General features: G+C 65.4%; 4 protein-coding genes and 1 pseudogene. 3 read left to right on the top strand and 2 right to left on the bottom strand.

Going from position 1 to position 13,224, the window contains the following annotated elements; translation table 11 throughout:
• Positions 1-2,393: translocation/assembly module TamB domain-containing protein (locus AC0L3L_RS03790; RefSeq protein WP_473636603.1), on the bottom strand; the 2,393-nt coding region annotated here is incomplete at its 3' end.
• A complete protein-coding gene (locus AC0L3L_RS03785) occupies positions 2,393-4,321 on the bottom strand; it encodes an autotransporter assembly complex protein TamA (RefSeq protein WP_473636602.1) in 1,929 nt (642 codons plus the stop codon). The genes AC0L3L_RS03790 and AC0L3L_RS03785, both read right to left, overlap by 1 nt.
• A gap of 288 nt (positions 4,322-4,609) precedes the next feature.
• Between AC0L3L_RS03785 and AC0L3L_RS03780 the strand changes: the two are divergent.
• From AC0L3L_RS03780 to AC0L3L_RS03770, 3 genes and pseudogenes are all read left to right on the top strand, one after another.
• Positions 4,610-10,092, top strand: a pseudogene (locus tag AC0L3L_RS03780) (alpha-2-macroglobulin family protein).
• A gap of 198 nt (positions 10,093-10,290) precedes the next feature.
• A complete protein-coding gene (gene pbpC / locus AC0L3L_RS03775) occupies positions 10,291-12,396 on the top strand; it encodes a penicillin-binding protein 1C (RefSeq protein ID WP_473636601.1) in 2,106 nt (701 codons plus the stop codon).
• A 67-nt stretch (positions 12,397-12,463) separates the two neighbouring features.
• Positions 12,464-13,120: a M15 family metallopeptidase gene (locus AC0L3L_RS03770; RefSeq protein WP_473636600.1), complete on the top strand. Its 657-nt coding sequence runs from the start codon at positions 12,464-12,466 to the stop codon at positions 13,118-13,120.
• Positions 13,121-13,224: the final 104 nt, after the last annotated feature.

Genomic DNA, 13,224 nt, shown 5'->3' with positions numbered 1-13,224 from the left:
GCGATCTTCACCCTGCCTTCGGCCCTGGCCGGAATGTCCTTGACGGTGGCGCCGCCGGAAAAGCCTGTCCAGTCGCCTTCGCGCTTCAAATCGACACCGATGCCGCTGATCACGGTGGCCCCCGAAGTGACCGTTTCAGCCTTGATCGTGCCGGAGATCGCCGGTGTCTTGAGATAGTTGGCGACCAGCGCCTTGGCTGCGATGGTCTTTGCCGCCAGATCGCCGCGCGAAATAGACCCGCTTGTCAGATCGATCGCGACCGTCGGCGCGCCACCATCACTCGAGAGGCGGATGCTGCCCTGCACGTCGCCTGCCGCCGTCTGCCCGGCAAGTGCGGCCAGCGGCCCGATATCGGGCGCTTCGAGTGTCAGCGTGCCGAGCGGCAGCAAGCTGTCGTCGAGAGCGAGATCGCCCGAGACCTTGTTGTCGGCCAGCGACAGGCTAAGCCCGTTAATGGAACGCTTTCCGCCGCTCGTCACCAACGATGCCCTAAGATCGAGCGGCTGGTCGTCGACGGACCCTGTCAGTGCGACATCGGCAGCGGGATTGGCGATGTCGGCCTTCCCCGTCGCAGTCAGCTTGATCGTCTTAACCGTGCGGCCCGACGCGGTCAGGCTATCGCTGTCGGCCGAGACTGAGAAATCCGGCGCCGTGCGCGCGCCGCTGGCCGTCAGCGCGAAATCGACCGCCCCGCCGACCGGTACGCCAACCATCGGCGACAGCACCGAAACGTCGCCGAGCGTGCCCTTGATGTCGGCCTGGATGTCGGTGCCCGTCGCGCTGGCGGTGCCGCTGGCGCTGAGTGAGCCCGAAGTGAATTGCAGCGCATTGGCGGCAAATGAGCCTTGTGGGTCGCGGGTCGCGGTCGCCGAGAATGTCACACGCTCGCCGAGAACCGAGCGGATCTGCGGCGGCAGCGCCGTCGAGACGGCATCGGCATTCATCTTGAGCGTCATCGCCAAATCGGCCAGCGTCACCCTGGACGTCACCGAGGCATTGAGCGCGTCGCTGCGCAGCGTGCCTTGATCGACGACGATCTCGTCCTTGCTCACCGACCCGGCGAGGTCGGCGGTCACCCTGCCGGTCACCAGCGGCGCCAGCGTCGCCACGTCGGTGTTGAGGCCACCGGCCGCAAGCTTGATGGTGAGCGGTCCGCTGCGGTCCTGGATGTCGAAGCCGTCGGAATGGATCTCAGCCGCCAGATCGTCCACCCGCGTGCCGCCCGCAACCACCGAGACCAGCGACGCGCCGATGTCGACTATCGGCGCCTTGCCGCCGCCGAACGCGCGCGCCGTGGCGCCGGTGATCGCGACGGTCACCGGCTGCGCCGTGGTGCCGAGACTGAGCACGATTGGTGGACCCTTAGCGGCGAGCTCCACCGAAAGGTCGCTGGCGCCGTTGGGGTCGATGATGCCCGCCGCCGTGCCATGCACGGCATCGCTGTCGATGCTGGCGCGCTCGACCTCGACGCCGCCCGTCATGATCGCGGTTCCGGCAAGGTCGAAGCTGGTCTTGCCGGCAAACAAGGACTTCAGATTGTCGGGCATGAAGCGCTGGAAGTCGCCGTCGCCCTTGGCCTCGACATAGTTGCCCTTGTCGGTGAGCTGGTGGCGACCGGTCAGCTGGGTGACGATCTGGCCGTCGACGACGAAGGTACCGATGCCGCTCCAGTTGGCGACCGGCCCCGTGCCGGTGACGACGATGTTGACCGGCGGCGCATCCGGCAAATTGAGCAGATTGGCGATGATGCCGCCGGCCGGCTCGGATGCCTTCAGATCGAGGTCGAGCTTATTGTCGGCGGGCGCGAAATGGATGTTGGCGTCGACCTTGCCTTGCTTGCCGTCGTGGCGGGTGATGTTGAGGCTGGTTTCTAGCGCCAATGGCGCCGCGTCGGCCTTGAACGAACCCTTGGCCGCGAGCTCTGCGATATCGCTGCCGGCCAGCGCCTGCCCGACCGCGATTTCCGGCAGGTCGATCTGCTTGATGTCGAGCGACACCGGCAGGGTGGTGTCGCCACCTTGGCTCGGCTGGGTGCCGGCCACCGGCAGCCGCGCCAGCTCGATGCGATCGGCGGCGATGCGGCCGGCGCTGAAGTTTTTCGACAGAAGCGCCAGCGGCGACCAGTCGACGGCCACCTTGCGCGCCACCAGCCAGGCGCCCTGGCGATCCTCCAGCACCACATGATCGACAGTCAGCGCACCGGACCAGATGCCGTCGATGCCGCTGACCCTGACCTTCTGGTCATCGGTCGACGCCATGGTCGAGATGATGCCGGCGAGATTGTCGCGGCCGCGCTCGGTCTTGGTCAGCACGACGAGCGCACCGACCACCGCCGCCACCACGATGAGCAGCGCGAAAAGGACAATGCGGAGGATGCGCTTGACCATTGTCATCAGAACGCCTGCCCGATGCCGGCATAGATGCCGAAATGCGGGTCATCGGGACCCCGGTTGAGCGGCACCGCCGCATCGATGCGCAGCGGTCCGAACGGCGTAATATAGCGCAAGCCGACGCCGGCGCCGACCTTCATGCCAGAAAAATCTGGGAATTGCCTGGTCGAGACGGTGCCGGCATCGACGAACGGTACGAAGCCGATCGTGTCGGTGATGGCGATGCGCATCTCGACCGAGGTCTCGAACAACGAAAGCCCGCCGATCGGCTGTCCGTCGGCGTCCTTCGGACCGATGCCCTGATAGGCATAACCGCGCACCGAGCCGCCGCCGCCTGAATAGAAGCGCTGGTCGGCCGGAACATCCTGAAGGCCGGCACCGATGATCGAGCCGATGGCGACGCGTTCGGCCAGGATGAATTTCGAAGCCGTGTCGAGCGACTGATAGGTCGATCCTTCGCCCCTCAGCTTGACGAAGGCCGCACCGTTCAAAATCTCGTAGCTCGGCTCGGCATAGGCCAGCGCCCTGAATCCCGTCGTCGGGTTCAGCCGGTTGTCGCGGTTGTCATAGACATATCGCAGCGGAACGCTGGCAATCAGATAGGTGTGCTTGCCGAAAGAATCGGTGATCTTCGAATAGTCGAGCGCGACTTCCGCGGAAACCGTCTGCTGCTTGTCGAGTTCATAAGACAGGCCGATGTTGCCCTTGACCGAGAAATTGTCGTAGGCGTCGGGATGCTCTAATACGGTGCCGACGCCGGCGAAGAATTTCGACGCCGGCCCGACGACTCCCGGCTTTTCGAACATGATGCCGGCATTGTAGTTGAGCTCGGTAAACTCATTGCTGCCGATACCGCTGATTGCGCCCTCGATGCGCAGCTTTTCGGCACGGCCGAACAGGTTGCGGTGGCCCCAATAGCCTTCGAGGCCGAGCCCTTCGGTGTTGGAGAAGGTGCCGCCAAGGCCGAAATAGCGCGGCTTGCGCTCACTCACTTCGACGCCGATCGGGATGTTGCCGTCGGCGTCGAGACCGTCGGCCTCCTTCAGCGTCACGCTGTTGAAGACTTCCAGCCCGAGCAGACGGTCGCGCGCTTCGTCGATCTCTTCCGGCGAATATTGGCGGCCTCGCTTCAGGCCGGTCATATATTCGGTGAAATCGCGGTCGACCTTTTCGGTGCCCTCGACCGTGGTGTCGCCGTAGCCGGCAACCGGCCCGGCCGCCACGGTCAGCGTTACGTCGAGCGTCGAGGTGGCGTGGTCGGCGACAATCTCGCGGTCCGTCACCTTGGCCAGCGGCCTGCCTTCCTCTTTGAGCGCCCGCACGATCGACGCCTCGGCCTTGAGCACGGCACCGGAACCGGCATCGCCGCCTGCGATCAGGCCGAAATCGGCGCCCGCCAACCCCGCCGCATCGCCCTCCAGCCTGATGTCGCCAAGCGTGAATTTCGGCCCGGTCGCAATGTTGATCACCACCGGGATCGGCTGCGGACCCGAAAATTCGGCGTCGGGCGGCAAATCGTCGAGCGGCTTGCCTTCGATGGTGATGGTGACGACGCCCTCGTAGCGGGCGTCCGCGTAGAGTGCGGCGACAAGCTGATCGCGGTCGCCACGCGCCTTGGCCAGCAGGCCGAGCGAACCGGAAACCGGGCGTTCTTCGTCGTCCTTCAGCGCCGAGGCGTTTTCGAGCTTCTCGGCGAGGTCCTCGTCGGCGTCGGGCGCCTCGATGGTCACCGCATAGCGCAGCGGATCGACGATGTCGGCGTCTTCATCCTCTGACGATCCCCACAGCTTGATGCCGAAGATCTCGAAAGCGGCCGCATTTCCGCTCGCGGCAACCAATGCAGTCGAGCACAGCAAGGCGAAAAGCAGGGCGTGCGAAAGCACACGCCGTGGCGCGGTTCCTCCCGACATCTGCCTTTCATACGCCGACATTACAACTCTACACTAGCTGCCAAAGCTAAAATTGGAATGAAGTTCTGAATTGCTCGTAAAGGAGCCACAATCCAATTGTCTGAAATGGACAGGGCTTGGAATTCACACCTTCTGCGTCGCCGCAAGAATGCGTGATCCCTGTCCTATGGAGGTACTACCGGTCATCGGCCGGAAAGGAAACCGTTGGCAGGCGGAACCTGCCGCGTCCTCGTATTGACAAGCGTGACTGAGCTTGAACATGTCTGGACGAAACGTAGACGTAACGTAAGCAGTGTCTGGAGGGGTGTTATGGCAATGCGCGCGGCTCGTGGTCTGTCGATCTTTTTCCTTCTCTTTTTCGCCTGGAGCAGTGTCGCGCAAGCGGCCGAAGCGCGCCGGGTGGTGACGTCGGACAATTCCGATTATTTCGGTTTCGATCTCAGATCCGACCAGAATGTCAGCCTCGACCAGTGCAAGACGAAATGTCTCGGCGATCCCGCCTGCCGCGCCTTCACCTATAACCCCAAGGCCAAATGGTGTTTTCTCAAATCGGACTATAACACGCTGAAACCTTTCAAGGGCGCCGTCGCCGGCAAGGTCATCAACGTCGAAGGCGACCCCGATATCGGCGCGCCGCCGGACCTCGCCTTCTTCCCCGCCTGGATGGCCGACCAGGCCCAGCAATACCGCAACAGGCTCACCGGCCCGGCCTACACCAAGCCCACCGAAGGGCTGACGGCGCTGCGGGAGGCGGCAAAACAAGCGTCGCAGACTGGCGACCACCGCTTGGCCATCCAAAAATACGAGGCTTTGGTTTCGGTATTGCCCGAAGATGGCCAGCTCTGGCTTGAACTGGCGCGGGAAACGCTCGCCGTGCAGCCGATCGCCAACAGCACGGAGGCGTCCTCCCTGCCGGCGAACGCCACTTCCGCCGGCTTCAACGCCTACAAATTGCTGCGCACCACAAAAACGCGCGCCGAAGCGCTGGCGCTGCTTGGCGACGGGCTCGATCGCCGCGACCTCGCTCGGCCGGCCCTGCAGGCCTACGAAGCGAGCCTCGCGCTGGTAAGTTCGCCTTGGGTCACGGCCGCCTATCAGGACCTCAAGGCCCGCAAGGGCTTCCGCGTCGTCGATCACACGGTTGACGCCGACACCAGCGCGCCGCGCATCTGCGCCCAGTTTTCCGAGGACCTGGTCAAGACCGGCGTCGACTATTCGCAATTCGTCACCGTCGACAACGCCGCCCCCAAGGGTGTCGAGGCCAAGGACAAGCAGATCTGCGTCGAGGGGCTCGAGCACGGCCAGCATTACGACGTGACCTTCCGCCCCGGCCTGCCGGCCGCCATCGGCGAGGTGATCACCACCCCGGTGGTGCTGTCGATCTATGTGCAGGACCGCGCTCCGTCCGCCCGTTTCACCGGCGACAGGTTCGTGCTGCCTGCCGGCGCGCGCCGCGGCATCCCGGTCGTCACCGTCAACATGAACGTCGCCGAAATGAAGCTCTACCGCATCGGCGACCGCTCGCTGACCCAGCTTCTGTCCGGCTATCAGTTCCTGCGCCAGCTTGACGGCTACGACATCTCCAACATTTCCGATCAGATGGGCGAGCCGGTCTGGCAAGGCCAGCTCGACATCGCCAACGACCTGAACAAGGAAGTCACCACCTCCTTCCCGGTCGACGAAGCGCTGCCGCAGCGCAAGCCCGGCGTCTATGTGCTGACCGCGCAGCCGGTCGATGAGAATGACAACGACTATGATTCGCGCGCCACGCAATGGTTCGTCGTCTCCGATATCGGCCTGTCGACCTATACCGGGCAGGATGGGCTGAACGTCTTTGCCCGTTCGCTCGGAACCGCCAAGCCGATATCAGGTGCTGAACTGACGCTGCTGGCAAGGAACAATGAAATCCTTGGCACCGCAACCACGGACGCGGAAGGCCGCGCCGTCTTCAACCCTGGACTGACGCGCGGCGACGGCGGCATGGTCCCAGCCGTGCTGACAGCCAAGCAGGGTGACAGCGACTTCGTCTTCCTCGACATGGGCCGCGCCGGCTTCGATCTTTCCGATCGTGGCGTCACCGGGCGTCCGGCGCCGGGCGCGCTCGACGTCTATGCCTGGACCGAACGCGGCATCTACCGCGCCGGCGAGGACGTCCATGTCGCGGCGCTTGCCCGCGATGGCGCCGCCAAGGCGGTCGAGAACCTGCCGCTGACCTTCATCTTCACCCGTCCCGACGGCGTCGAGAACCGCCGCATCGTCAGCGATGGCGTGTCGGCCGGCGGCCATGCCGTCGACCTGCCGCTCGAACCCAACGCCATGCGCGGCACCTGGACGGTAGCGATCCACACCGACCCCAAGCAGGCGGCGGTCGCTAGCCAGATGTTCCTGGTCGAGGATTTCGTGCCGGATCGCATCGAGTTCGACCTGTCCTCCGACAAGCAGGAGATCGCGCAGGGCGAAACTGCCAACGTCACCGTCGACGGCCGCTTCCTTTATGGCGCGCCGGCCGCGGGGCTGGCGCTCGAAGGCGAACTGACGCTGTCGACCATCCGCGACTGGGACCGCTTCAAGGGCTATTCCTTCGGCCTCGCCGACGAGCAGTCGGCGGAACCGTCAGTCACGCCGTTCACCGGCCTGCCCGTGGTCGGTGAAGACGGCAAGGCAACCTTCCCGGTTTCCGTCGACCAGTTGCCCTCGACCACCAAACTGGTCGATGCCAAGGTTACGGTCAGGATGCGCGAAACCGGCGGCCGCGCCGTCGAGCGCTCGCTCAACATCGGCATCCGGCCGCAAGGCCACATGATCGGCATCCGCCCGGATTTCGACGGTGACGAGGTGCCGCAAGGCGGCACGGCGAAGTTCAGCCTGATTGCCGTTGACCCCGACGGCAAGCGCGAGGCGTTGCAGGGCGCGCAATGGTCGCTGGTCAAGGTCGAACGCAATTACCAATGGTACCGCTCGAGCAATTCCTGGAACTATGAGCCGGTCACTTTCACCAAGTCGGTGGCCAACGGCCAGGTCGACCTGACCGCTAACGGCGAGGCCACCGTCTCGCTGCCGGTCGACTGGGGCCGCTATCGGCTCGAAATCGAGACCTCGGACCCGGAAGGGCCGGCGACCAGCTACGAATTCGACGCCGGCTGGTATGTTAGCTCCACCACAACCGAAACGCCTGACGGCCTGGAAATCGCCCTCGACAAGGATAACTACGCGGCGGGCGAAGTGGCCAAGCTCAAGGTGTCGCCGCATTTTGCCGGCGAGCTGCTCGTCAGCATCGGCGCCGACAAACTCTTGAAGACCGTCACAGCCAGCGTGCCGGCCGGCGGTAGCACCATCGACATCCCGGTCGGCGACGACTGGGGCGCCGGCGCCTATGTCACGGCAACGCTGTTCAGGCCGGGCGATGCGCAGGAAACCCGCATGCCGGCGCGCGCCATAGGCGTCAAATGGCTGAAGGTCGATCCGGGCTCCAAGAAGCTCGCCGTCACCTTGACGCCGCCGGACAAGACCATGCCACGCCAGCAGCTGTCGATCCCGGTCTCTGTGGCCGGCGTGCAGCCGGGCGCCAACGCCTATGTCATGGTCGCGGCCGTCGATGTCGGCATTCTCAATCTGACCAATTACAAGGTGCCGGATCCGGAGACCTGGTTCTTCGGCCAGCGCATGCTCGGCCTTGAAGTACGCGACCTCTACGGCCGCCTGATCGACGGCTCGCTGGGCACGTCAGGCAAGCTGCGCACCGGCGGCGACGGCGCCAACATACAGTCGCAAGGCAACCCGCCGACCGAAAAGCTGGTCGCCTTCTTCTCCGGTCCGGTTCAGCTCGATGCCGACGGCAAGGCGCGGATCAACTTCGACATCCCGCAGTTCAACGGCACCGTGCGCGTCATGGCCGTCGCCTGGACCGAGGACGGGGTCGGCCATGCCCAGTCCGACGTGAGCGTGCGCGATCCGGTGGTGATCACCGCCGGCTTGCCGCGCTTCCTGGCGCCCGACGATTCGGCCGTCATGCGGCTCGATGTCACCGACACCGCGACGGTCCGGAGGGCGACTATGCACTGTCGATAAACACCACCGGCAATCTTTCGACCGGCAGTGCCGCCCTGCCCGAAAAGCTGACGCTCGCCAAGGGCAAGCGGCAGACGCTGACCGTGCCGCTGATCGCTGAAACGCCCGGTGACGCCTCGATCACCATCAAGCTCGCCCATGCCGACGGCACCGCTGTCGAGCAGACGCTCTATGTGCCGGTGCGCCCGGCGCAATTGCCGGTGACCACCCGCATGGTGGTCGACCTCAAGGGCAATGGCGGGTCGCTGCGCGTCGACAAGGAGCTCCTGGCGGCAAGCCTGCTCGACGGCGCTTCGGTCAGCGTCGGCGTTTCGCAGGCGGCGGCCTTCGACGTGCCGTCGCTCCTGATGACGCTCGACCGCTATCCCTACGGCTGCGCCGAGCAGACCACCAGCCGCGCCATGCCGCTTCTGTATGTCAGCGAGATGGCCTCGGGCGTCGGCATGGCCAGCGACGCCGGCCTGCATGGCCGCATCCAGGACGCCATCTACAAGGTGCTGAGCTACCAGGCCTCGGCCGGCAGCTTCGGCCTGTGGGGTCCAGGCTCCGGCGACCTGTGGCTCGACGCCTATGTCACCGACTTCCTGACCCGGGCGCGCGAGCAGAAATACGACGTGCCGGCCCAGGCAATGAACCAGGCGCTGAGCAATCTGCAAAACGCGATCGGCTACGACCAGGACGTCAAGGATCGCGGCAGTGAGATCGCCTATGCGCTCTATGTGCTGGCCCGCAACAAGAAGGCCTCGATCGGCGATCTGCGCTACTATGCCGACACACAGCTCGAAGCCTTTTCCAGCCCGATGGCCGTCGCCCAATTGGCGGCGGGCCTGGCGCTCTACGGCGACACGCAGCGCTCGGAAGCCGCCTTCCAGGCCGCCCTGCAACTGGCCCAGTCGACCTCCGCATACGACTACTACAGGTCCGACTATGGCTCGCCGCTGCGTGACGGCGCGGCGATGCTGGCGCTCGCCGCCGAATCGAAGCCGGTACCGACGATCGTGCCGGCGCTGATCAAGCGGGTGACGCGGGAACGCGCCGCCGTCAGATGGACCAGCACGCAGGACGAGTCCTGGATGCTGCTGGCGGCCCGCGCACTGAAGGCCGGCAACGATTCGATCGCGCTGACCATCAACGGCGCGCCGCATGCCGGCGCCTATTCGGACCAGATCGCCGGTAGCGACCTTGCCGACAGTCCACTGACCGTCGCCAACACCGGCAGCAACCCGCTGCAGGCAGTCGTCACCACGGTGGCCTCGCCGATCCAGCCGCTGCCGGCCAGCGGCAACGGCTTCACCATCGGCCGCACCTACTACAAGCTCGACGGCACCGAAGCCAATGTCACGGAGGCGACCCAGAACGAACGCTATGTCGTCGTGCTCAAGGTCTACGAGCAGAACAAATGGCCGTCGCGGCTGGTGATCACCGATCTGCTGCCGGCCGGCTTCGAGATCGACAATCCGGGCCTGGTTTCCAGCGCCCAGTTATCGAACTTCTCCTGGCTGGCCCAGACCGACGCCGCCCATCTCGAATTCCGCGACGATCGTTTCGTCGCGGCCTTCAATCCGAACGATGGCGACGGCGACCGCAACATCACGCTCGCCTATGTCGTGCGCGCGGTGACGCCGGGCACCTTTGCCCATCCGGCGGCAACTGTCGACGACATGTACCGGCCGCAATATTCGGCACGCACCGCGACCGGCATGATGGAGGTCAAGGCGCCGTAAGGCAAAGATGGCGAACAGGAACATGGCGATGGCGCTGCCCCCCATTGCCCTGCCGGGCATTTCTCCCCGTAAGGAGACGGGGAGAAAGAAGCTTGCGCCGAAGTTTTCGCCAGCCTCGAACGTCGCAGAAAAGCCGCCAAGGGTCGCGACAGCCCCCTTCTCCCCGTCACTATACGGGGAGAAGGTGCCGGCAGGCGGATGAGGGGCAGCGCCGTGCTCTCCAAAAAATTCCTGCGCCGAGCAGCCATCGCCGCCGCCTCCCTCGCCGGCTTCCTCGTCCTGTCCGCCGCCACCCTTTGGCAGCTCGACCGCGCCTTTCCGCCGCCGCTGCCGGCCGAGCTCACGGTGTCGACCGAAGTGCAGGACCGCGACGGCCAGCTGTTGCGGGCCTTCGCCACGCCGGACGGCTATTGGCGGCTCTCGACCCGCCTCGATCAGGTCGACAGGCAGTTCGTCGACATGCTGGTCACTTATGAGGACAAGCGCTTCTGGGGCCATCAAGGCGTCGACGTGCTGGCGCTGGCCCGCGCCGCCGGCCAGTTCGTGGTCAATGGCCGTATCGTCTCCGGCGGCTCGACACTGTCGATGCAACTCGCCAGGCTGACCGAACCGCGCGACAGCCGCAGCCTTGGCTCGAAGGTCAAGCAGATGCTGCGCGCCCTACAGGTCGAGCGGCGGCTCACCAAACGCGAGATCCTCGAACGCTATTTGACGCTGGCCCCCTATGGCGGCAATCTCGAAGGTGTGCGCGCCGCCTCGCTCGCCTATTTCGGCAAGGAGCCGAAGCGGCTGACGGTCTCGGAGGCGGCCCTGCTCGTCGCATTGCCGCAATTGCCGGAAAAGCGCCGGCCCGACCGCAACCTTTCAATCGCCCACGCCGCCCGCGACCGGGTGCTGATGCGGATGGTTTCGTCAGGCCTGCTCGGCGAGCGCGAGGCCGCACGCGCCGCGCTCGACGACGTTTCCGCCATCCGCCGCACGCTGCCGGCGCTCGCCGCCCATGCCTCCAATGCGATGCTGCCCAGGGCCGTTCCTGGCCAGAAGCTGCGACTGACGATCCGCAAGAGCGTCCAGGAAGGGCTGGAACAGGTGGCCAGGGATGCTGCAACCAGGCTTGGCCCCCGCCTCTCCGTCGCCATGGTGCTGGCCGACGCCCGCACCGGTGAGATCCTCGGCGAAGTCGGCTCTGCCAACTATTTCGACGCCAGCCGCTCCGGCTGGATCGACATGACCAGGATCGTCCGCTCGCCCGGTTCGACGCTGAAACCGTTCATCTACGGGCTCGCCTTCGAACAGGGATTGGTCGCGCAGGAAACACTGATCGACGACAGGCCGACCGATTTTTCCGGCTACCGGCCGAAGAATTTCGACATGGACTACCAGGGCGACGTCAGCATTCGGCAGGCGCTGCAACTGTCGCTCAACGTGCCGGCGATCAGTGTGCTCGACGCGGTCGGGCCGGCGCGGCTGCTCGCGCGCTTCCGCCAAGTCGGCGTCGCGCCGATATTGCCCATCAACAAGGCGCCGGGTCTCGCCATCGGCCTTGGCGGCGTCGGCGTGACGCTGCGCGACCTCGTCCAGCTCTATGCCGGGCTTGCCAATGGCGGCAAGGCGCACACGCTGCATGACGGCACCGAGCCGGCGAATGCCGAACGCTCCACCGCTTCCATCCTCGACGATCAGGCGAACTGGCAGATCACCGACATATTGTCGGGCGTCAAGCCGCCCGAGGGTGCCGCCCGGCGCGGCATCGCCTACAAGACTGGCACCTCCTACGGCTACCGTGATGCCTGGTCGGTCGGCTTCGACGGGCGCTACGTGCTGGGCGTCTGGGTCGGCCGTCCTGATGCCGGCGCGGTGCCTGGCCTGTCCGGCTATGTCTCGGCCGCACCGATCCTGTTCGAGGGCTTTGTCCGCTCCGGCCTGGCTGCCGTGCCGCTGCCAAGCCAGCCGGCCGGCGTCGTCAGACCCAGGCGCGACGAACTGCCGGTGACATTGGCGCGCTTCGGTTCTGGCGCCGACGGGTTGGTCCAGGCGACGTCGACCGAGCCCGCGCCGACGATCATTTTTCCGCCCGACGGCGCCCGCGTCGATCTCGGCACCACTGCCGCCGACGCCACGCCGCTTGTGCTGAAGCTGCAAGGCGGCCGCGCCCCGTTCCGCTGGCTGGCCAATGGCAAGCCGCTGGTCGGCATCGACCGGCGGCGCACCGCGACCTGGCAGCCGGACGGCGCCGGCTATTCGACCCTGACCGTGATCGACGCGGCCGGGCGCGCGGCCAGCGTGAAAGTGTTCGTTGAATAGAATGCGCCAAGCGATTCAGCGCATTGCGTTTTGCGCCCTGCTGTCGGCTGCCGGTACCGCCCCTGTCTTGTCCGCAGACCTCCCCGCCGGCTTCGTTCGGCTGGCCGACATCGATCGCACCATCCGGCAGGACATCCGCTACGCCCGCACAGATAATTTCCTGCACCGCAAGGCAGCCGGCTACGACGCGCCGGTATGCATCCTCACCGGGCGAGCGGCGGAAGCGCTTTCCGGAGTCCAGAAAGCGATTGCCGCCGAGGGGCTGACGCTGGTCGTGTTCGACTGCTACCGCCCGGCGCGCGCCGTCTCGGACATGGGCGAATGGACTGGGGAAGGCGGACCACCCGACCCGCAATGGTATCCGACGGTCAAGCGCAAGGACCTCATCGCCAAAGGCTATGTCGGCGAACTGTCGACGCATTCGCGCGGCTCGACCGTCGATGTCGCCATCGCGCGAGCCGACCGCAAAACCGCTCCGAAACAGGCCTGCGGTGTATCAGATGCCGAAACGCTTGATTTCGGCACCGGCTTCGACTGTTTCGACCCGATGAGCGAAACGGCGCACCGTCCGCTCGCCGGGGAAGCAACCGCAAATCGCAAGAGGCTTGTCGAGGCCATGCGCGCCGGCGGCTTCAGGAATTATGCGCGCGAATGGTGGCACTTCACGCTGGAAAACGAGCCATTTCCAAAGCAGCGCTTCGATTTTCCCGTGACCGCCGACTAAACGCTGGCCGCTGCGAAGGCAATTCGCGCTCGCACCACATCCAGCCATTGCCGAGACGCGACCTGTCTCTAGATAGATCGCTTCATGAGCCCGAATCCGCACCG

The organism is Mesorhizobium sp. WSM4849, from assembly GCF_055811385.1.
Note: the sequence above shows the minus strand (reverse complement) of the source record. Positions and strands in the feature narration are given on the sequence as shown.

Excerpts from the sequence above, each read along its gene's own strand:
- AC0L3L_RS03785 (WP_473636602.1), bottom strand. The coding sequence starts at position 4,321 with ATGTCGGCGTATGAAAGGCAGATGTCGGGAGGAACCGCGCCACGGCGT.
- pbpC (WP_473636601.1), top strand. The coding sequence starts at position 10,291 with ATGAGGGGCAGCGCCGTGCTCTCCAAAAAATTCCTGCGCCGAGCAGCC.